General features: G+C 63.1%; 18 protein-coding genes. 12 read left to right on the top strand and 6 right to left on the bottom strand.

The genetic code is table 11. From position 1 onward, the window contains the following. Window positions 1-11: 11 nt before the first annotated feature. The gene (locus PEP31012_RS03815) at window positions 12-941 is read right to left on the bottom strand and encodes a polyprenyl synthetase family protein (RefSeq protein WP_246171138.1); all 930 of its coding nucleotides are present in this window, start codon (window positions 939-941) and stop codon (window positions 12-14) included. Between the two features lie 328 nt (window positions 942-1,269). Here PEP31012_RS03815 and rplU point away from each other — a divergent pair, with 328 nt between their 5' ends. The 4 genes from rplU (at window position 1,270) to proB (ending at window position 4,400) form a co-directional block, all read left to right on the top strand. Next, a complete protein-coding gene (rplU, locus tag PEP31012_RS03810; RefSeq protein ID WP_010803930.1) occupies window positions 1,270-1,581 on the top strand; it encodes a 50S ribosomal protein L21 in 312 nt (103 codons plus the stop codon). A 28-nt stretch (window positions 1,582-1,609) separates the two neighbouring features. Then, window positions 1,610-1,870 carry a 50S ribosomal protein L27 gene (gene rpmA / locus PEP31012_RS03805; protein ID WP_010803931.1) on the top strand — a complete coding sequence of 87 codons (261 nt, stop codon included), beginning with the start codon at window positions 1,610-1,612 and terminating at the stop codon, window positions 1,868-1,870. Between the two features lie 151 nt (window positions 1,871-2,021). Further along, window positions 2,022-3,152 (top strand): Obg family GTPase CgtA, encoded by a 1,131-nt coding sequence (gene cgtA, locus PEP31012_RS03800; protein WP_150587968.1) that lies wholly within the window; start codon window positions 2,022-2,024, stop codon window positions 3,150-3,152. Window positions 3,153-3,266: 114 nt separating this feature from the next. Then, on the top strand, window positions 3,267-4,400 hold the full coding sequence (proB, locus tag PEP31012_RS03795) for a glutamate 5-kinase (protein ID WP_150587967.1): 1,134 nt from the start codon (window positions 3,267-3,269) through the stop codon (window positions 4,398-4,400). A gap of 112 nt (window positions 4,401-4,512) precedes the next feature. Here the strand turns inward: proB and PEP31012_RS03790 are convergent, their stop codons facing one another. Next, entirely contained in the window at window positions 4,513-5,100 is a 588-nt protein-coding gene (locus PEP31012_RS03790) for a CNP1-like family protein (RefSeq protein WP_150587966.1), read from the bottom strand. 156 nt (window positions 5,101-5,256) lie between these two features. Next, complete coding sequence (locus tag PEP31012_RS03785) at window positions 5,257-5,916, bottom strand: RNA pyrophosphohydrolase (RefSeq protein WP_150587965.1); 660 nt, start codon at window positions 5,914-5,916, stop codon at window positions 5,257-5,259. A gap of 214 nt (window positions 5,917-6,130) precedes the next feature. Here PEP31012_RS03785 and PEP31012_RS03780 point away from each other — a divergent pair, with 214 nt between their 5' ends. After that, window positions 6,131-7,870 carry a proline--tRNA ligase gene (locus tag PEP31012_RS03780; RefSeq protein WP_150587964.1) on the top strand — a complete coding sequence of 580 codons (1,740 nt, stop codon included), beginning with the start codon at window positions 6,131-6,133 and terminating at the stop codon, window positions 7,868-7,870. Between the two features lie 154 nt (window positions 7,871-8,024). Here PEP31012_RS03780 and PEP31012_RS03775 read toward each other — a convergent pair whose 3' ends face one another. Further along, window positions 8,025-8,573, bottom strand: a complete 549-nt coding sequence (locus PEP31012_RS03775) for a hypoxanthine-guanine phosphoribosyltransferase (RefSeq protein WP_150587963.1) — start codon at window positions 8,571-8,573, stop codon at window positions 8,025-8,027. A gap of 107 nt (window positions 8,574-8,680) precedes the next feature. Continuing rightward, entirely contained in the window at window positions 8,681-10,045 is a 1,365-nt protein-coding gene (ffh, locus tag PEP31012_RS03770) for a signal recognition particle protein (protein ID WP_150587962.1), read from the bottom strand. A gap of 112 nt (window positions 10,046-10,157) precedes the next feature. On the opposite strand from ffh, the gene PEP31012_RS03765 reads away from it, so the two are divergent. The 5 genes from PEP31012_RS03765 (at window position 10,158) to PEP31012_RS03745 (ending at window position 16,495) form a co-directional block, all read left to right on the top strand. Continuing rightward, a complete protein-coding gene (locus tag PEP31012_RS03765) occupies window positions 10,158-11,042 on the top strand; it encodes a cytochrome C assembly family protein (protein WP_150587961.1) in 885 nt (294 codons plus the stop codon). Window positions 11,043-11,048: 6 nt separating this feature from the next. Beyond that, complete coding sequence (locus tag PEP31012_RS03760) at window positions 11,049-11,327, top strand: PP0621 family protein (protein WP_150587960.1); 279 nt, start codon at window positions 11,049-11,051, stop codon at window positions 11,325-11,327. Window positions 11,328-11,512: 185 nt separating this feature from the next. Beyond that, complete coding sequence (locus PEP31012_RS03755) at window positions 11,513-12,025, top strand: DUF1269 domain-containing protein (RefSeq protein WP_150588079.1); 513 nt, start codon at window positions 11,513-11,515, stop codon at window positions 12,023-12,025. A gap of 543 nt (window positions 12,026-12,568) precedes the next feature. Continuing rightward, window positions 12,569-13,168: a 1,6-anhydro-N-acetylmuramyl-L-alanine amidase AmpD gene (gene ampD, locus PEP31012_RS03750; RefSeq protein ID WP_150587959.1), complete on the top strand. Its 600-nt coding sequence runs from the start codon at window positions 12,569-12,571 to the stop codon at window positions 13,166-13,168. 375 nt (window positions 13,169-13,543) lie between these two features. Continuing rightward, window positions 13,544-16,495 carry a ribonucleoside-diphosphate reductase subunit alpha gene (locus tag PEP31012_RS03745; RefSeq protein ID WP_150587958.1) on the top strand — a complete coding sequence of 984 codons (2,952 nt, stop codon included), beginning with the start codon at window positions 13,544-13,546 and terminating at the stop codon, window positions 16,493-16,495. Between the two features lie 112 nt (window positions 16,496-16,607). On the opposite strand, the gene PEP31012_RS03740 is transcribed toward PEP31012_RS03745, so the two are convergent. Continuing rightward, window positions 16,608-17,570: an aldose epimerase family protein gene (locus PEP31012_RS03740; protein WP_174978093.1), complete on the bottom strand. Its 963-nt coding sequence runs from the start codon at window positions 17,568-17,570 to the stop codon at window positions 16,608-16,610. A 540-nt stretch (window positions 17,571-18,110) separates the two neighbouring features. Between PEP31012_RS03740 and PEP31012_RS03735 the strand changes: the two genes are divergently transcribed. Together PEP31012_RS03735 and PEP31012_RS03730 are read left to right on the top strand one after the other, a co-directional pair. Then, on the top strand, window positions 18,111-19,253 hold the full coding sequence (locus PEP31012_RS03735) for a ribonucleotide-diphosphate reductase subunit beta (RefSeq protein ID WP_150587956.1): 1,143 nt from the start codon (window positions 18,111-18,113) through the stop codon (window positions 19,251-19,253). Between the two features lie 386 nt (window positions 19,254-19,639). Beyond that, on the top strand, window positions 19,640-19,942 hold the full coding sequence (locus tag PEP31012_RS03730) for a hypothetical protein (RefSeq protein WP_150550492.1): 303 nt from the start codon (window positions 19,640-19,642) through the stop codon (window positions 19,940-19,942). Window positions 19,943-19,969 lie beyond the last annotated feature (27 nt).

Here is a 19,969-nt window from a genome sequence, read left to right as displayed (position 1 = left end):
CTACTTCGCCGTTAAGTGCGTCGCGCTATCGAGTAAGAACATAATTCTAGCAGGCTATTTTTGTAATGGGAAGAGGGGAGCGTAGAAATAATTTGTGCGGCAGCATCCGCTTCTTCTTTGGCGCGTGCGAGCGTGTAATCGAGCGCGCCGGTGCGCGTGATCGCGGCGAGGATCGGATCGAACTTGTCGGTGCCGCCGTTCTCGATGGCTTCGCGCACGAGTGCGCGTTCCGCGTCGGTGCCATGTTGCAGCACATGAATCAGCGGCAGCGTCGGCTTGCCCTCGCGCAGATCGTCGCCCGCGTTCTTGCCCATCGCGTCGGTGTCGCCGGCGTAGTCGAGCCAATCGTCCATCAACTGGAATGCCGTGCCGAGACGCCCACCGTATTCGCGCACGGCCGCTTCGGTTTGTGCATCGGCGTTGGCGAGCACGGCGGCGAGTTGCGTTGCCGCTTCGAACAGCGTGGCCGTCTTGTATTGAATGACCTGCAGATAGCGGGCTTCGTCGACGTCCGGGTCGTGCATGTTCAGCAACTGCAGCACTTCGCCTTCGGCAATCACGTTGGTGGTGCGCGCCAGAATCTGCATGACGCGCATGTTGTCCACGCTCACCATCATCTCGAAGGAGCGCGAATACAGGAAGTCGCCCACCAGCACCGATGCCGCGTTGCCGAACAGTGCGTTCGCCGTTTGCTTGCCGCGGCGCAGGTCGGATTCGTCGACGACGTCGTCGTGAAGCAGCGTCGATGTGTGAATGAACTCGATGACCGCTGCCAGTTCGAAGCGATGCGGCGAGGTCACGCCGAGCGCACCGGACACGAGCAGCAACAACGCCGGACGCAGCCGTTTACCGCCCGAATTGATGATGTATTCCGAGATCTGATTAATCAGGACCACCTCGGAGGCCAGCCGGTGGCGGATAAGCTGGTCGACGGCACGCATGTCGTCGGCGATGGCGGCCAGTACGTTCTGGGGAGAAGTCGAAGCAGTCAAGACAAGGCTCGGGTGAGGAAAAATTCGCCCCAAATTATATAGTGGGCACGGTGACTTTCGGGCGCCAGCCCCGCGGATTGACAGGTTTCACGGAAGTCTTTGACGCAAAAGGGGAAAGTCTGTATAATCCCCCGTTTTCGTGCGCGCATTCGTTGCGCCAAGTCTGAAAATACCTCGGTATGACGGTCTGCGGTGGTGCGATGGGCTGGTAAGTCGAGTCCTTTCGGGACCCTCGGCCTGCACGGAAAATTCTCTTGTTTATGAGTGAGGTTCAACAATGTACGCGGTCATAAAAACCGGCGGCAAGCAATATAAGGTTGCGGCTGGCGAAAAACTCAAAGTAGAACAGATACCGGCTGACATTGGCGCTGAAATCACCATCGACCAGGTTCTCGCCGTTGGCGAGGGCGAATCGATTAAGTTCGGTGCGCCGTTGGTCAGTGGGGCTTCCGTCAAGGCTACCGTTATTGCCCAAGGTCGTCACCCCAAGGTGAAGATTTTCAAGATGCGCCGTCGCAAGCACTACCAAAAGCGTCAAGGCCATCGCCAAAACTACACCGAGCTGCGTATCGACAGCATCAACGGCTAATCGATCGAGCTAGGTAAGGAGTTAAGTCATGGCACACAAAAAAGCAGGCGGATCGTCCCGTAACGGCCGCGATTCCGAGTCGAAGCGCCTTGGCGTGAAGGTGTACGGCGGTCAGGCGATCCTGGCTGGCGGCATCATCGTTCGCCAACGTGGTACTCGTATGCATGCCGGCGAAAACGTCGGTATTGGTAAGGACCACACGCTGTTTGCACTGGCCGACGGTCACGTGCAATTCGCCGTCAAGGGCGCAGCGAAGAAGCAAGTGGTTAGCGTGGTGCCGGCAGCGTAAGCTAAGCCTTTTGCCACCAAAAGGCTCCGCTCCCATGCGGAGCCTTTTTTGTTTTTCCCACCGATGCCCGGCGAACCGTCGGCACGTCGGGCGGGCCAATACACAGAGTTTGGATCGTCTGCGGACGGTCGATTGAGCGGAACGGACCTTCATGAAATTCATTGACGCAGCGCGCATCGAGGTGATCGCCGGGAACGGCGGCAACGGCTCGGCATCGATGCGCCGCGAGAAATTCGTGCCGTTCGGCGGACCCGACGGCGGCGACGGCGGTCGCGGCGGCAGCGTGTTTGCCGTGGCGGATCGCAACATCAACACCCTGATCGATTACCGTTATTCGAAGAAGCACCTGGCGAAAAACGGCGAATCCGGTCGCGGCTCGGATTGCTACGGCAAGGGCGGCGAGGACATTTTCCTGCGCATGCCCGTCGGCACCATCATCAGCGACATGGAGACCGGCGAGACCATCGCCGACCTGACCGAACACGGTCAGGAAGTCGTGCTCGCACAAGGCGGTGCGGGCGGTCTGGGCAACCTTCACTTCAAGTCGAGCACGAATCGCGCGCCCCGTCAGAAGACGGACGGCAAGCCGGGCGAGCGCCGCATGCTCCAGCTCGAGCTCAAGGTGCTCGCGGACGTCGGTCTGCTCGGCATGCCCAATGCGGGCAAGTCGACGTTCATCGCGTCGGTGTCGAATGCACGCCCGAAGATCGCCGATTATCCGTTCACGACGCTGCACCCCAATCTGGGGGTCGTGCGCACCGCGCCGGGCAAGAGCTTCGTGATTGCGGACATTCCCGGTCTGATCGAAGGCGCGGCCGAAGGCGCCGGACTCGGTCACCAGTTCCTGCGTCACTTGCAGCGCACGGGCCTGTTGCTTCACATCGTCGACATCGCGCCGTTCGACGACGGCGTCGATCCCGTGGCGGAGGCCAAGGCCATCGTCCTCGAACTCCAGAAGTACGACGAGCAACTGTTCCAGAAGCCGCGCTGGCTGGTGCTCAACAAGGTTGACATGGTGCCGGAGGCGGAGCGTGCCGAGCGCGTTGCCGACTTCCTGAAGCGCTTCGCATGGGATGGCCCGACCTTCGAGATTTCCGCCTTGACCGGGGAAGGCTGCGAGAAGCTGTGCCTGGCCGTGCAAGAGTATCTGTATCAACAACGGGGTGCCGTCGAAGAGGCCCTTGAAGACGCCGCGCAGGATCCGCGTTTTCGCGCAGGCAGTGCCGCCCCGGCGGTTGACGTCGCCCCGCAAACGCCCCCGGACGACGCGCCAAAGGCGTAGACTCCACCTCACTCAAACGCTGGCGATGGCGCGGCCTGTCATCGCACCCACGCCAGCGACTCGGCTGCGGTAGCGGCCCGTCTTCCCAATACATTCGCAGGAGAATCCAGTTCCATGCGTTCGGTCATCGCCGATGCCAAGCGGCTCGTGGTGAAAGTGGGATCCAGTCTCGTGACCAACGACGGTCGCGGGCTGGACGATGTCGCGATTGCGCGATGGGCACAACAGATCGCCGCGCTGCGGCACGGTGGCGAAGGGCGTCCGCCAAAGCAGGTGGTGCTCGTCAGCTCGGGCGCCATTGCCGAGGGGATGCAGCGCCTCGGCTGGGCGCGCCGTCCGACGGCCATCGATGAGCTGCAGGCCGCGGCAGCCGTGGGGCAGATGGGCCTCGCACAGGTCTACGAGACCCGCTTTGCCGAGCACGGCGTGCGCACCGCGCAGATTCTGCTCACGCACGCCGACCTGGCCGACCGCGAACGTTATCTGAACGCGCGGACGACCTTGCTGACGTTGCTGCGTCTGGGCGTGGTGCCGATCATCAACGAGAACGACACGGTTGTGACCGACGAAATCAAGTTCGGCGACAACGACACGTTGGGCGCGCTCGTGACGAACCTGATCGATGGCGATGCGCTGGTCATCCTGACGGATCAATCGGGTCTGTACACGGCCGATCCGCGCAAGGACCCCGAGGCCGCGTTCGTGCACGAGGCCGAAGCGGGCGACGAGCGCCTGGAAGCGATGGCCGGCGGGGCGGGCACTAATATCGGCCGCGGCGGCATGCTGACCAAAATCCTGGCGGCCAAGCGCGCGGCGACGAGTGGCGCGCATACGGTGATTGCGTCGGGGCGCGAGGGCGACGTGCTCGTGCGTCTGGCGAGCGGCGAGGCTATCGGCACGCAGTTGGTTGCGCGCACGGCGGTGCTGACGGCCCGCAAGCAATGGATGGCGGATCATTTGCAGGTGCGCGGTCGCGTCGTGATCGACGCGGGCGCGTCCAAGAAGCTCAGGCAAGAGGGCAAGAGTCTGTTGCCGATTGGCGTGATCGATGTCGAAGGCACGTTTGCGCGCGGCGAGGTGATTGCCTGCGTGGACGAGGGCGGTCACGAAGTCGCGCGGGGGCTGTCGAACTACAGCGCGTCGGAAGCGCGTCTGATTCGGCGTCACCCGAGCAGTGACATCGAGCAAGTGCTGGGCTTTGCGAACGAGCCCGAGCTGATCCATCGCGACAACCTGATCTTGCGCTGAGGCGCAGGGCGGGGCGAATGCCTCGCACCAGACAGGCGAAACGCCGGCACGCTATGCGTGACCGGCGTTTTTTTACGTCGGCGCTCAAGGGCGCTCGACCGTTCACCGCTCCTTACCGATAGTTCTGGTTCTGATCGAACTTCGGGAAGCGCAGGTTCTGCACGATTTCCCTGGCGTCACCCAGCGGCGTCTTGTCCCGACAGAGGTAGTCGCGGAACAGAATACCCTGATAGGCCGTCGACCCATACGGGCGAATCGGGCGCCATTCGCTGTTGCGCGCCGCGACCCATGTGCCATCCGGGCGACCCGTCGCGTACAGGCGCGATTCGAACGACGCGCAATGGATGCCTTCGAATGAGACGTTGCGCGCGCCTTGCTTGCTGCGGATCACGGCGACATAGCGGACCACGCCGTCCTTCGTCACCTGCACCGACTTTGTGTCGATCGCATAGTCGAGTGTGGCGTTCGGCAGGGTGGGGAAGCTCACCAGATCGGCGTCTTGCGGCGCCGTGGTCGGCAGGGTGGCTTCCGCTTCCTTCCACTTGCCCTTGGCGGCTTCCTGTTGGGCGACATATTCGTCGAAGTCCTGGGGAGGCTGCATCGTGCCGCTGCAGGCGGTGATCAGGGTTGTCAGCGCCAGCGCGGCCAGTGGCGTGAGGGCGGTCAGGCGCGGGGCGCGGCGAACGAAGGAAAGACGCATGGACTTGGGATCGAGATGTCGGTTGGACGGCGGTTGGACAGCGGATGAGCGATCGCGGACAATCCGCGCGGCATCCCGGAGGATGCCTGGGCTAAAGGAGAGGACGCGGGCATGACGCCCGCGACCGATGATGGGACAGGCCGACGGCGTGCCGGTTCAGTGCTCCCGAGGCGGTGTGCCGACACCGGCGGCGCTTGCCAATTCACCGGCGCCACTGGCCCCGCTACCGTCGTCGTCACTGCCGCAGGTGTCGTCATGCGCACGGGTCGCGCCCGGCGGCAATTCCCCGACCCGGGCTCCGGCGCGCGGAAACCGTCGCCGATCCTGCTGTGTGCGCGCGGCCGAGCGTCGCAGATAGCGCGAGAGTTCGTTCAGCGCGAGCTGGTACACCTCGCGCTTGAACTCGATCACGGCATCCAGCGGCACCCAGTATTCGTTCCAGCGCCAGGCATCGAACTCTGGATGCTCGGTGGCGCGCAGGCAGATATCGCAGTCGCGACCGACCATGCGCAGCAGGAACCAGATTTGCTTCTGGCCCCGGTAATGTCCGCGCACTTCGCGCTTGATGAATTTGTCCGGCACCTCATAACGCAGCCAGTCGCGTGTGCGACCGATGATTTTGACGTGTTCTGGCTTTAGCCCGGTTTCCTCGTGCAATTCTCGGAACATGGCCTGTTCGGGCGTTTCGCCGTACTTGATGCCGCCTTGCGGGAACTGCCAGGAGTGCTCGCCCAGCCGCTTGCCCCAGAACACTTCATTGCGTGCGTTTAAGAGGATGATGCCGACGTTCGGGCGAAAGCCTTCACGGTCAAGCATACAACCACCCTTGAATCCTTTAAAATTGCTTCGATTATAAACAGATAATCACCGGCGCGGCGGCCGGCGGCGGCTCGGGTGACCGGGGCGGCGTGTACGGCCGGCGGGTGTCTCAAGGGGCTGCGACGAGGTTCGGGCGCGCCCCGGCTTCGCTCCCGGCAACAGACCGAACCACCGCCCGTGCCGTTGACCCTCATTTTTCCCGGAAATCTGCATGAAAGCCTCTCGTTTCTTCATCGGCACCCTCAAGGAAGCCCCCGCCGACGCCGAAATCGTCAGCCACAAGCTGATGATGCGCGCCGGCATGATTCGCCGCGTGGCCGGCGGGATCTACGATTACCTGCCGATCGGCCTGCGCTCGATCCGCAAGGTCGAAGCCATCGTGCGTGAAGAAATGAACCGCGCCGGCGCGCTCGAACTGCTCATGCCGGCGGTCCAGCCGGCCGAACTGTGGCAGGAATCGGGGCGCTGGGAGAAGTACGGCCCGGAACTGCTGCGCCTGAAGGATCGCAACGATCGCGAATTCGTCGTCGGCCCGACCCACGAGGAAGTGGTGACGGACATCGCCCGCCGCGAAATCAAGAGCTACCGCCAACTGCCGGTGAACTTCTATCAGGTGCAGACGAAGTTCCGCGACGAGATTCGTCCGCGTTTCGGCGTGATGCGCGGGCGCGAATTCATCATGAAGGACGCCTATTCCTTCGATAAGGACCGTGCCGGCATGGAGGTGTCCTATCAGAAGATGTTCGACGCCTACGTGCGCATCTTCACGCGTCTGGGCCTGGAATTCCGCGCCGTGGTGGCCGACAACGGCTCCATCGGCGGCTCCGGTTCGCACGAGTTCCACGTGATTGCCGACACCGGCGAAGATGCCATCGCCTATTGCCCGACGTCCGACTATGCCGCTAACGTCGAAATGGCCGAGGCGCTTGCCCCCCAAGGCGAGCGCGCAGCGCCCGCCGAGACCATGGCCAAGACGGCCACGCCGGGCAAGGCCAAGTGCGAAGCCGTCGCGGAACTGCTCTCGATCCCGCTCGCGCGCACGGTCAAGTCGATCGTGCTCGCCACCGACAGCGAAGATGCCGGCACGACCGTCTGGCTGTTGCTGCTGCGCGGCGATCACGAGCTGAACGAGATCAAGGCGAGCAAGGTGCCGGGGCTGTCCGGCCTGCGCTTTGCCAGTGAAGCCGAGATCGTCGAGGCTTTCGGCACGCCGCCGGGCTATCTGGGCCCGATCGGCACGAAGCAGCCCGTGAAGCTCGTGGTCGATCGCACGGTCGCCACGATGAGCGACTTCGTAGTCGGCGCGAACGAGGTCAACTTCCACATCACCGGGGTGAACTGGGGGCGCGATCTGCCCGAGCCGGAAATCGTGGCCGATCTGCGCAACATCGTGCCGGGCGACGTTTCGCCGGACGGCAAGGGCGAGATCGCCCTGTGCCGCGGCATCGAAGTGGGTCACGTGTTCCAGTTGGGCACCAAGTATTCGGAGGCCATGGGCGCCACCTTCCTCGACGAGACCGGCAAGCCGGCGCCGATGGAGATGGGCTGCTACGGCATCGGCATCACGCGTATTCTCGGCGCGGCCATCGAACAGAACTTCGACGATCGCGGCATCATCTGGCCGGAATCGATCGCCCCGTTCGAAGTGGTGCTGTGCCCGATGGGCTACGACCGCAGCGACGCCGTGCGCGCGGCGGCCGATAAGCTCTACGACGATCTGCTGGCCGCCGGCGTCGATGTCATTCTCGATGATCGTGGCGAGCGTCCCGGCGTGATGTTCGCCGACTGGGAACTGATCGGCGTGCCGCATCGCGTGGTGATCGGCGATCGGGGTCTGAAGGACGGCAAGCTCGAGTATCAGGGGCGCCGCGATACCGAAGCCCAGTTGCTCGACGTTGCCGGCGTCGCGGACGTCGTCATCGGCAAGGTGCGCGCCGCCAAGGCGGTCTGATCACGTGCCGTGCCGGTGGGCGTAAGCTCGCCGGTGCGCCAGTCATGAAAGCAGAAAGGCATGACTGGCATGACTCGTATGACTCGTATGACAAAGGGGCCTCGCGGGCCCCTTTGTCGTCAGATGCGTACGGGATGTCGTCCCGCGGCGGCGCTCAGCGCGGCGTGGTCAGCGCGCGGATCGCCGGCAGGTTGCGCCAGTAGCCCTTGGCATCCATGCCGCAACCGAAGACGTAGCGGTCCGGCACAGTGAAGCCGCAGAAATCCGGATGCGACGGCTTATCCTTCGTCAGGATCTTCTCGCACAGCACCGCGCTGTAAAACTTCGAGGCGCCCATTTCCAGGATCCGGTCGCGAATCGCCGCCATGGTGGCGCCTTCGTCGAGGATGTCGTCGAGCACGAGCACCACGCGATCGCGCACCGAGTCGCGCGGCGCCACGCGCCATTGCATCGCACCGCCTGTCGTAGTGTTGTTGTAGCGCGAGAGGTGGATATAGTCGAACTCCAGCGGGAAGTCCAGGCGCGGCAGCAGCATGCCGGTAAAGACGGCCGCGCCGCCCATGACCGAGAGCACCATCGGGAACTCGTCGCCAATGGCGTCCTTGATGGCCTTGGCCATCGTGTCGACGGACCGGTTCACCTCGTCGGCCGAGACGATCTCTTCGGAATTGCGGAATACTTCGAGGGCTTCTTCGCGGTTCATATGGGGCGACCCTGGGGAACGTGTTGCGGGGAGATGGCGCGATGTGCGGCCCGGAGTATATCCGGAATGCCCGCCGGCGTGAGCGGCGGCCACCGGATAGGCCCCGGTCAGCGCATACCGGGCATCATGCCTTTCATGCTGCGCATCATCTTCATCATGCCGCCGCCTTTGAGCTTCTTCATCATGGTGCGCATCTGGTCGTACTGATTGAGCATGCGGTTGACCTCCTGCACCTGAACGCCCGCGCCGGCGGCAATACGGCGCTTGCGGCTCGCCTTGATCAGTTCCGGCTTGGCGCGCTCGGACGGTGTCATCGCGTTGATGATGCCCTCCATGCGACGCACCTGCTTCTCGGCCTGATCCATGTTGGTCTGGCTGGCGGCCGCCTGGAATTGCGCAGGCAGCTTGTCCATGAGCGACGACAGGCCGCCCATGTTCTTCATCTGGCCGATTTGCGCCTTGAAGTCGTTCAGGTCGAAGTCGCCGCCTTTCTTGACCTTCTCCGCGAGCTTTTGCGCGGCTTGCACGTCGACGCCGCGTTGCGCTTCCTCGACGAGCGCGAGGATGTCGCCCATGCCGAGAATCCGGTTCGCCATGCGATCCGGGTAGAAGACTTCGAGGCCGTCGAGCTTTTCGCCCACACCGACGAACTTGATCGGCTTGCCGGTGATGTGACGCACCGACAGCGCCGCACCGCCGCGCGAGTCGCCGTCGAGTTTGGTCAGCACCACACCGGTGAGCGGCAGCGCGTCGTTGAAGGCGCGCGCGGTGTTGACGGCGTCCTGGCCGAGCATGGCGTCGACGACGAACAGCGTTTCGATCGGCTTCAACTCGGCGTGCAGGGCGCTGATTTCCTGCATCATCGCTTCGTCGATGCCCAACCGGCCGGCCGTGTCGACGAGCAGCACGTCGTGGTGATGGCGTCGGGCCCAGTCGACGGCCGCACGGGCAATGTCTACCGGTTTCTGATCGGGTTGCGACGGGAAGAAGTCGGCATCGACCTGCTTCGTCACCGTCTCCAACTGGGCGATGGCGGCAGGGCGATAGACGTCGGTGGAAACCGTGAGAACCTTCTTCTTCTGGCCGCGCAGCAGCTTGGCGAGCTTGCCGACGGTGGTCGTCTTGCCGGCGCCTTGCAGACCGGCCATCAGGATGATGGCGGGCGGCGTGGTCGCGAGATTGAGTTCGGCGGCGCGGCCTTCGTAATCGCCGCCCATGAGCGCGGTCAGTTCGCGTTGCACCACGCCGACGAGCGCCTGGCCCGGCGAGAGGCTGGAAATGACTTCCTCGCCGAGCGCCTTTTCCTTGACCTTGGCGACGAAATCGCGCACCACGGGCAGGGCGACGTCGGCCTCGAGCAGCGCGAGACGCACTTCACGCAGCATTTCCTGCGTGTTGGCCTCGGTCAGGCGGGCTTCGCCGCGCAGCGTCTTGACGACCTTGGCGAGGCGCGTAGTGAGATTGTCGAGCATGAAACGTATCCTGTAAGACCTGCAGCGGCCCCGTTCGCCCCACCGTTCGGCCCGTGGGGGGCGGATGTGGGGACGGCAGCGCGCCCGTCATGGGCTGGTGTAAACTTCAAACATGACTATTTTACTGTATGCGCTGACCGCCATCCTCTATGCCGGATTGGCGGTTTGTTCGTGGCAAGGGTACCGACGCAACGCCGCGCTCGCACTGGCGGGCGGGCAGGTCGCGCCTGCGCCGGTCGCGGGCACGCCGTCGCGCTGGCCGATGCAGCTTTCGCTGTTCGTCACGCTCGCATTGCACGGGGTGTTGCTGCATCAAACGATCTTCCGCGCCGAGAGCATGCACTTCGGTTTCGCGTACATGCTCTCGGCCATGCTGTGGCTCTCGGTCGGCATCTACTGGATCGAGAGTTTCTTCTTCCCGCTCGACAGCTTGCGGTTGATGGTCACGCCCGTGGCCGCGGTGGCCTGCGTGCTGCCGATGATTTTTCCGGATGTTCGCATTCTCGGCTTTGCGGCGGAGCCGATTTTCAAGGCGCACTTCATCATTGCCAACATGGCTTACGGGCTGTTCGCACTGGCCGCGCTGCACGCGCTGCTCATGCTCTACGCCGAGCGGCAGTTGCATCCGTCGCGTCGCGGCGACGCCACTGGCTGGCTCTCGCACTGGCTCGAGACGCTGCCGCCGCTGCTCACGATGGAAAAGCTGTTGTTCCGGCTGATCGGTGCCGGGTTCGTGCTGCTGACGCTGACGCTGATCTCCGGTGTGATGTTCTCCGAGGCGCTGTTCGGGCGTGCGGTGCGCATCGATCACAAGACCGTGTTCGCGGTGGTGTCGTGGCTGATGTTCGGCGCGGTGCTGCTGGGCCGGCATTTTTATGGGTGGCGCGGCAAGGTCGCGCTGCGTTGGGTTCTGGCGTCGTTTGTGGCGCTGTTGTTGGCGTATGTCGGTTCTCGCTTCGTGCTTGAGGTGGTGCTGCATCGCATGACGGAGACTTGAGGCGCGATGCGCAATATCCTGTTGTTACTGGTGCTGTTGATCGTTGGCACATGGTGGATGCGAAGCAACGAGCGCAAGCGCAATACCGAGCGTATGCGCCCGCCGGGCGCGAACGATGCGCGCACGACGGCGCGTCAGGCGCTGCCGCCGGCCGAGCGCATGGTGCGATGCAGCGAGTGCGATACCTATCTTCCCGAGAGCGAGGCCGTGGCCGGCGCGGGCGGCAAGCATTTTTGCAGCGGTGAACACCGCGACGCCTATCTGACGCGCGAACCCCGCGCCTGAGTCCCGCTGTGCGGCCAAGCCGCGCAGCGCCGCGACATTCTCCTGTCGTTCCCATCATGGCACCTGCATGCGCCGGCTTGCGCATGCCTGCTGCATGCACTAAAACACAGTAACCGGCCCCGCTCACAAACTCACAAACAGAATAATCATCGAGGGGCGCGACGACAGGAGGGCGCAACATGCTAATGCGCAGACGGATGTACTTTCTTCTTCCCGATCTGGCGAGTGCCCAGCGCACGATGAGCGATTTGTTGCTCTCCCGGGTCGAGGAGCGTCACATCCACTTCATGGCACGTGACGAAATGGAGTTGGAGGGACTGCACGAGGCTAACCTGCTACAGACGTCCGATATCGTGCACGGCGCTGAAGCCGGGCTCGTGATCGGCGGGTTCTGTGGTTTGGCAGTCGGTGCAGTCGCCGCGTTTTTCCCCATCGTGGGCACGCGCCCCCAGTGGGAGTTGATGATTGTGACGGCACCGCTCGGCGCGTTATTTGGCGCCTGGGTGTCGAGCATGATCGGCGTGTCGGTGCCGAACTCGCGACTCAAGGCGTTTCGCGAGCCGCTCGAGCGCGGCATGATTCTGCTGATGGTGGATGTGCGTGACGGTCGCGTCGATGAGATTCGCGAGATGCTCAAGGCCCATCACCCCGAAGCGCACATGGAAGGGGTGGAGTCCGCCATTCCAGCCTTTCCTTGATCGATGGCGATCATGGCGATAAGCGAGGGCACCGTATCGAAAGCGATGACAGGGTTGGCGAAGACGATCTGTTTCACCGGCCGGCAACGGCCAGGAGCGTCGCACCTGTGAGCGGCGCGGGATGGTGGGCGTGTCGTACGACACGCGAGCGACACCATCCCCGGGCGTGGTCACGCCCACAGAAGCCTCTCGGCCGGGTATGGCGAGGGGCTTCTTCTTTGGGGGATGCCCTTGGCGGCACGACGAAAGTCGACGAGCTGCCCGCCGCGCGTGGCGGGATCGCGTTCCGTCCGTTTTGTCGGTTTGGCCCGCGTCGTCCGCGTCGTCCGCACTGCCCGTATTCCTCGCGCTGCCTGCACCGCGCGCGCAGGGCATGCCTGACCTGCCGCCGGCGGTGTCACGACAAGTCGGCTACAATGGCGCCCCTCGCTCTACGGGAGAGTCCGCCGTGCCCGTCATGCTCCAGACATCCGCTTGTTCTGCCCTTGCGCCCCGGTCGTGCGACCGCGGCATGACGCGTGCCTTGCCGCAGCGAGGTGACGCATGAACGCGTCCGACATCGGCCCGGCGCTTACGCTCGACGCCGACGGTTGGGTGCGCGAAGCCGAGCGGCTGCCGTCGCCGAACTTCGACCGGCGTCCGGAGGGCATGCCGACCGACCTGCTCGTGGTGCACAACATCTCGTTGCCGCCGGGACAATTCGGCGGCGACGAGATCGCAGCGTTCTTCCAGAATCGACTCGATCACGATGCGCATCCGTTCTTCGACGGGATCCGCGGCGTGCAGGTTTCGTCGCACTTTCTGGTGCGACGCGATGGTGCGCTGCAACAGTTCGTGTCGTGCGACGCGCGCGCCTGGCATGCCGGGGCATCGTCGTTCGACGGACGAACGCGCTGCAACGATTTTTCGATCGGCGTGGAGCTGGAGGGCACTGACGACCTGCCATATACGGCAGCCCAGTACGATACGCTGGCGGCGCTCACGCGCGCACTGCGTGAGCATTATCCGATTCAGGCCGTGGCCGGACATGCCGATATCGCACCGGGGCGGAAGACTGATCCGGGGCCGCACTTCGAGTGGCAGCGATTGCGCCGGATGGCAGCGCTGAGCGCGGAAGCGCTGCCGTTTCAGCCGGCCGAATAGTCCCCATCCCGGGACAGGTTTTGCTTGACACGGCGACGCCACGGGCCTTCCCGGCGAGAGAAATTTTTGGGTTTGCGGAGTGCGTCATCTCCACTATACTTAGTGCCAATTCCAGCGCCGACCACTACATCTAGTGGTTGATGTCGAGATCGGCGCAGAATGCAATAGCCATCAATACCGTGCTTTTCCTGCGGCGTTTTTGCGGGGCGGCACTGCAGCAAAGCCGTGCAGCGGACACCTGAACCCTTGGCCGTCCGTCGGTCGTGCGGTATCCAGCACTTCGCTCCATCGGCGCCCCAAGGGCGTATTTTTGCCGGCCGTAACCCTGGTAAGAACGCGCTAACAGCACCATCTCATTGGAACGGGAGTTTTTACATGCAGACTAACGAAAACCTCACCCGCCCGACCCCGACGCCTGCCGCGACCGCTGGCAGTGGTACGGGTGCGTCGGCGCCCCAGACGACGGGCGCCTTCGAGCCGGCGACCCACGCCGACTTCAAAGTGATTCGACGCAACGGCGCGGTGGTGGGTTTCGAGCCGTCGAAGATCGCGATCGCCGTGACCAAGGCCTTCCTCGCCGTGAACGGCGGACAGGGCGCGGCATCGGCCCGCGTACGCGAACTCGTGGAGCAGTTGACGGAGAACGTCGTGCGCGCCTTGATGCGCAGCCGTCCGAATGGCGGTACGTTCCACATTGAAGACATCCAGGATCAGGTCGAACTTGCGCTGATGCGTGAGGGCGAGCACAACGTGGCGCGCGCCTACGTGCTGTATCGCGAGAAGCGTTCGCAAGAGCGCGCGCACGCGGTCGAGACCACGCAAGAGGCGGCCACGCCCGACGCCCCGGTGCTGCATGTCACCGACAACGGCGTGGTCCGTGCGCTCGATATGGCGGCGCTGCGCGGTGTGGTGCAGGCTGCCTGCGAAAATCTCGGCGACGAAGTCGTTGCCGAGCCGATCCTGACCGAGACCCTCAAGAATCTGTACGACGGCGTACCGTTGTCGCAGGTCTACGACTCGGCGATCCTCGCCTCGCGTACTCTGATCGAGAAGGAACCGGCATACAGCCAGGTCACGGCGCGTATCCTGATGCACACGATCCGCCGCGAGATCCTCGGCGAAGAAGTGCCGCAGGGCGAAATGGCCGCGCGCTACATCGAGTACTTCCCGCGCTTCATCAAGCAGGGTGTCGAGGCTGAACTGCTCGACGAGCAACTGCTCTCGTTCGATCTGGCCAAGCTGAGTGCCGCGCTCGACGCCTCGCGCGACCTGCAATTCAACTATCTGGGTCTGCAGACGCTGTACGACCGCTACTTCCTGCATATCGACAGTCACCGCATCGAAATGCCGCAGGCGTTCTACATGCGCGTGGCGATGGGTCTGGCCCTGAACGAAGTCGAGCGCGAAGCGCGCGCGATCGAGTTCTACCAGATTCTGTCGAGCTTCGACTTCATGAGCTCGACGCCGACGCTGTTCAACTCGGGCACGCGTCGCTCGCAGCTCTCGTCGTGCTACCTGACGACGGTCTCCGACGACCTGGAAGGCATCTACGAAGCCCTCAAGGAAAACGCGCTGCTCTCGAAGTTCGCCGGCGGTCTGGGCAACGACTGGACGCAGGTTCGCGCGCTCGGCTCGCACATCAAGGGCACGAACGGCAAGAGCCAGGGCGTGGTGCCGTTCCTGAAGGTGGTCAACGACACGGCCGTGGCCGTGAACCAGGGCGGCAAGCGCAAGGGCGCCGTGTGCGCCTACCTGGAAACGTGGCACCTGGACATCGAAGAGTTCCTCGAGCTGCGCAAGAACACGGGCGACGACCGTCGCCGCACGCACGACATGAACACGGCGAACTGGATTCCCGATCTGTTCATGAAGCGCGTGATGGAAGGCGCCGAGTGGACGCTGTTCTCGCCGGCCACCTGCCCGGACCTGCACGACAAGTACGGCAAGGCGTTCGAGCAGGCTTACACCGCCTACGAAGACAAGGCCGCGCGCGGCGAAATCAAGCTGTTCAAGAAGGTGCCGGCGCAAGCGCTCTGGCGCAAGATGCTGGGCATGCTGTTCGAAACCGGCCATCCGTGGATCACGTTCAAGGATCCGTGCAACATCCGCTCGCCGCAGCAACATGTGGGTGTGGTGCACTCGTCGAACCTGTGCACGGAAATCACGCTCAACACGAGCGAGACCGAAATCGCCGTGTGCAACCTCGGCTCGGTGAACCTCGTGGCGCACCTGAAGCAGACCGCGAACGGTTACGAACTCGATCACGACAAGCTGCAGCGCACCGTGCGCGTGGCGATGCGCATGCTCGACAACGTCATCGACATCAACTACTACGCGGTGGCGAAGGCGCGCAATTCGAACCTGCATCACCGTCCGGTGGGCATGGGCATCATGGGTTTCCAGGACTGCCTGCACCTGCTGCGCACGCCCTACGCCTCGAACGCCGCCGTCGAGTTCGCCGACCGTTCGATGGAAGCCGTGTGCTACTACGCCTACTGGGCGTCGACCGAGCTGGCGAAGGAGCGCGGTCAGTATTCGTCGTACAAGGGCTCGCTGTGGGATCGTGGCATCCTGCCGCAAGACTCCCTCAAGCTGCTGGCCGAAGAACGCGGCGGCTACATCGACGTCGACCTGTCGGCAACGCTCGACTGGGACAGCCTGCGCAAGCACATCGCGTCGTACGGCATGCGCAACTCGAACTGCGTGGCGATCGCCCCGACCGCCACGATCTCGAACATCATCGGCGTCTCGGCCTGTATCGAGCCGACGTTCCAGAACCTGTACGTGAAGTCGAACCTCTCGGGCGAATTCACGGTGGTCAACGAGTACCTGGTGCGTGACCTGAAGGCGCGTGGCCTGTGGGACGAAGTGATGGTCGCCGACCTGAAGTACTTCGACGGCTCGCTCGCCCGCATCGACCGCGTGCCGGCCGACCTGCGCGAGATCTATGCCACGGCGTTCGAAGTCGAGCCGAAGTGGCTGGTCGAGGCGGCGTCGCGTCGTCAGAAGTGGATCGATCAGGCGCAGTCGCTCAACATCTACATGGCGGGCGCTTCGGGCAAGAAGCTCGACGAGACGTACAAGCTGGCATGGACGCGTGGCCTGAAGACCACGTACTACCTGCGTACGATGGCCGCGACGCACGTCGAGAAGTCGACGGTGAGCCACGGGGCGTTGAATGCGGTGCCGAGTTCGGGGGGGATGTCGGGTGGCTTCTCGGCCGAACCGTCCTCGCCGCTGGCGCAGCCGATGCCGGAAGCCGAAGGCGCGGTGTGCACGATGCGTCCGGGCGACCCGGGCTTCGAAGAGTGCGAAGCTTGCCAGTAAGCGTAATCCGCTTGCGGTGAGATTGGGGCCAGTCCCGAGGTTTGCGCCTCGGCACTGGCCCCAAGCGCTTCTGGTGCGCAGACGGGGCGACGGTGCTCCCGCCACCGGGTGCTCAGGTCAGATCGATGCGCATCGACAGTTCGAGCGTCTGCCCGTGCGAGACCACGGCGTGATCGTCGTCGAACTCGCCGACCCGGTGCGTCGACGGTTCCAGGCAGAGGTAGGGACGTCCGGCAGGCGAGTGGATCACGAGCCAGGTGGCATCGCTGCTGCGCACCGTGGCCGAGCGCAGACCGCCGGCGTAGTCGATGCGCGCGTCGAATCGGCCTGACTCGACCGGCACCTCGGCGAACCAGGTGGACCGCCCGCCGGTATCGAGTCCGCCGCCCACCGACACCACTTCGATCTCGCCGACGTGCACGCGCTGCTCGCTCGGCCAACGAATCTCCTCGGACGGCGAGCGCCAGATCGCCTCCGAGGCGAACGTCAATCGCGCGCCGGCCGGCCATTGGAAGTAAGGATGCATGCCGAGTCCGGTAGGCATGTCCTGCGCCGAGAGATTGGTGATCGACAGTTGCATGTCGACGCCCAGTTCGTCGAGCGTCACCGAGAGGTACGCCTGATAGTGCCAGGGCCATTCCGGTTGTGCGGGACTGTCGAGCTGCAGCACGCAACAGTGCGGGCTTTCGTCGACGACGTCCCACTCGCGACGCAGCCCCCAGCCGTGCAGCGAACTCGATGCCGCCGGTGTTTCGCGAACGAGGATCGTGCGGCCCCGCCAGTGCAGTGTGTCGTCGCGCAACATATTGGTATACGGCAGCATCGGAAAGGCACCGGCCTTCGGCCATTCGTCCGACGCGAACGGTTCGCTGCCGAGCGGGACGAGGTAGTCGAAGACATCGCCGTGTGTGTCGTGGCGAGCGAGTCGTGCGAGCCGTGCACCGCAGCCCGGTTGAATCTCGGCCACGAGCGAGCCGTTGGACAAGCGGATCGGTTTGGCGGGGGTGAGGGTGCGCGGTGTCGGCCCCGGCGAGCCTGCCGTTCCCGGTGCGTTGTCGGCGCCTGCGAATGTCATCGTCGGACTCTCCTTCATCGACGTTTTCCGAGGGGGCGCGCGCCGGAGTCTGTCGTTCCGGTCCGCCGTCGCGACAGGATACGCCAATGTGACGCCGCGCCCCCGTCGACGCACCATCATCGCTGTCGCGCGGCGCCGTTTCGTGGCAAGATGCCGGTCCCGCAAGGCTGGCTGCCAGGCCGGCGGGAGTGCCGGTAAACACTAGGTATAGTGGTTATCGTGCAGTGCGGCACTAGATGTAGTGTTGCGTGCTGGAACGAGTGACGTAATTGTGCTAAATTGGAGGCATTCAATTCGACGTCGGGAGGTCATGATGTTGTTGCGGCTCTCGCGTCGGCGTTGTTGTTCAAAACTGCGCCATTGCGCATCTGCATCACCCCCGAAATACGGCAATGCTCCCGGTGGACTTCGTGCTTCCGGTGATCGCTTGCCGGTCGTCGAATCGCAAATTTATCGTCAGCCTTCGCACGCGAACGGCTGATCTGTCACTTCGGCGATGCGCGCGCGTGCATCGCATCAACCTGAACGGACTGAGACCCTATGCTGAACTGGGAAGAAGACACCACCACGGCCAAATCGGCTGCCCCCATCGCTACCCCGGCCGCGGCGTCGAACCTGCTTGCCTCGCAAGGGGAAACCCCGAGTGTGATCGCCTCGCAGTCGACACGTCGCGTGAGCGCCTCCGACAAGCGCGTGATCAACGGCACGACGGATGTGAATCAACTGGTGCCCTTCAAGTACAAGTGGGCCTGGGAAAAGTATCTGGCCGGTTGCGCGAACCACTGGATGCCGCAGGAAATCAACATGTCGCGCGACATCGCCCTGTGGAAAGACCCGAACGGTCTGACCGAAGACGAGCGCCGCATCATCAAGCGCAATCTCGGCTTCTTCGTGACGGCCGACTCGCTTGCGGCGAACAACATCGTGCTGGGCACCTATCGCCACATCACCGCACCGGAGTGCCGCCAGTTCCTGCTGCGCCAGGCCTTCGAAGAGGCGATCCACACGCACGCCTATCAGTACATCGTCGAGAGCCTGGGGCTGGACGAAGGCGAGATCTTCAACGCGTATCACGAAGTGCCGTCGATTCGCGACAAGGACGAATTCCTGCTGCCGTTCATTGAAGTGGTGGCGGACCCGTCGTTCCAGACCGGCACCCAGGAAGCCGATCAGAAGCTGTTGCGCTCGCTCATCGTGTTCGCCTGCATCATGGAAGGTCTGTTCTTCTACGTCGGCTTCACGCAGATCCTCGCGCTGGGTCGTCAGAACAAGATGACCGGTGCTGCAGAGCAATATCAGTACATCCTGCGCGACGAGTCGATGCACTGCAACTTCGGCATCGATCTGATCAACCAGGTAAAGCTGGAAAACCCGAACCTGTGGACGCCGGAGTTCCGCGAAGAGATTCGCGAGCTGTTCAAGAAGGCGGTCGAGCTGGAGTATCGCTACGCTGAAGATACGATGCCGCGCGGCGTGCTCGGTTTGAACGCGGGCATGTTCAAGAGCTATCTGCGCTTCATCGCGAACCGTCGCTGTTCCCAAATTGGTCTCGAGGCGCTCTATCCGAACGAAGAGAATCCGTTCCCGTGGATGAGCGAGATGATCGATCTGAAGAAGGAGCGCAACTTCTTCGAAACGCGAGTGATCGAGTACCAGACCGGTGGCGCGCTGAGCTGGGACTGAGCGCGGATCGAGCAGGAAGTGAAATTTGGATGCTGGCTGCAAAGCCAGTATCCATGCGGGTTTCGAGAGGATGGTGTGAGCGTGCGCAGCACGAGGGCGCGCCAGCAAGAGAAGTCAAAGAGAAGGCGCAGGTCACGCACATCCTCCTGTCTCGCACGTCGTCACGCTCGCTTCGCATGCCTCGATATGCGAATGCCATGTGCATCAAATACAACAGATTGACTTCTTCGTTGCGAACGTTGTGCGATTTTTTACGCGCAAAGTATTAACATCGCATCACAAAAGAATTATGATTCGCTCAAATAAATTGCAGTCTCGATGAACACACGAAAGCACATTGCTTTCCTCCCGCGACAGAGAGCTGGTAGTTACGGAGCGTAAAAACCTTGGTGCATAGCAAGCAGTATCGCTTATCCGCTATCGCAATCTCCTCCCTCCCGATGACGGGACAGGCAAGCTACCCCCCGAAGAATCTGGCGAATCCCCTTTCTCAAGACAATCGAATTGCTGGCGGCAATGTCGCCGGCAATTTTTTTGCGCGCGTGACCACTCACGGTCAGCGTCATGCGCGCAGCGCCGAATTCATTAGCGTAAGCCGTCGAAGTCCGATGCGTACGCCGATGAATAGCCCGCTCGCCGGCGGTTCGCCGCATGGTGGTCGGGTTTCCTTCTCAGGTGGTTTTGTTTGAGTGATCTCTCACGTTAAGGAGCAAAGT

Source organism: Pandoraea eparura, assembly GCF_902459725.1.
In the GTDB taxonomy this organism is placed as follows: Bacteria; Pseudomonadota; Gammaproteobacteria; order Burkholderiales; family Burkholderiaceae; genus Pandoraea; species Pandoraea eparura.
This window is presented reverse-complemented; position numbering and strand designations above follow the sequence as displayed.

Bases quoted from the DNA above. Each gene is read 5' to 3' on its own strand.
- proB (WP_150587967.1), top strand. From the start codon at position 3,267: ATGCGTTCGGTCATCGCCGATGCCAAGCGGCTCGTGGTGAAAGTGGGA.
- PEP31012_RS03760 (WP_150587960.1), top strand. From the start codon at position 11,049: ATGCGCAATATCCTGTTGTTACTGGTGCTGTTGATCGTTGGCACATGG.
- PEP31012_RS03740 (WP_174978093.1), bottom strand. From the start codon at position 17,570: ATGACATTCGCAGGCGCCGACAACGCACCGGGAACGGCAGGCTCGCCG.
- PEP31012_RS03755 (WP_150588079.1), top strand. From the start codon at position 11,513: ATGCGCAGACGGATGTACTTTCTTCTTCCCGATCTGGCGAGTGCCCAG.
- PEP31012_RS03745 (WP_150587958.1), top strand. From the start codon at position 13,544: ATGCAGACTAACGAAAACCTCACCCGCCCGACCCCGACGCCTGCCGCG.
- PEP31012_RS03785 (WP_150587965.1), bottom strand. From the start codon at position 5,916: ATGCTTGACCGTGAAGGCTTTCGCCCGAACGTCGGCATCATCCTCTTA.
- ampD (WP_150587959.1), top strand. From the start codon at position 12,569: ATGAACGCGTCCGACATCGGCCCGGCGCTTACGCTCGACGCCGACGGT.
- PEP31012_RS03765 (WP_150587961.1), top strand. From the start codon at position 10,158: ATGACTATTTTACTGTATGCGCTGACCGCCATCCTCTATGCCGGATTG.
- PEP31012_RS03735 (WP_150587956.1), top strand. From the start codon at position 18,111: ATGCTGAACTGGGAAGAAGACACCACCACGGCCAAATCGGCTGCCCCC.
- PEP31012_RS03815 (WP_246171138.1), bottom strand. From the start codon at position 941: ATGCGTGCCGTCGACCAGCTTATCCGCCACCGGCTGGCCTCCGAGGTG.
- PEP31012_RS03775 (WP_150587963.1), bottom strand. From the start codon at position 8,573: ATGAACCGCGAAGAAGCCCTCGAAGTATTCCGCAATTCCGAAGAGATC.
- ffh (WP_150587962.1), bottom strand. From the start codon at position 10,045: ATGCTCGACAATCTCACTACGCGCCTCGCCAAGGTCGTCAAGACGCTG.
- PEP31012_RS03790 (WP_150587966.1), bottom strand. From the start codon at position 5,100: ATGCGTCTTTCCTTCGTTCGCCGCGCCCCGCGCCTGACCGCCCTCACG.
- cgtA (WP_150587968.1), top strand. From the start codon at position 2,022: ATGAAATTCATTGACGCAGCGCGCATCGAGGTGATCGCCGGGAACGGC.
- rpmA (WP_010803931.1), top strand. From the start codon at position 1,610: ATGGCACACAAAAAAGCAGGCGGATCGTCCCGTAACGGCCGCGATTCC.
- rplU (WP_010803930.1), top strand. From the start codon at position 1,270: ATGTACGCGGTCATAAAAACCGGCGGCAAGCAATATAAGGTTGCGGCT.
- PEP31012_RS03780 (WP_150587964.1), top strand. From the start codon at position 6,131: ATGAAAGCCTCTCGTTTCTTCATCGGCACCCTCAAGGAAGCCCCCGCC.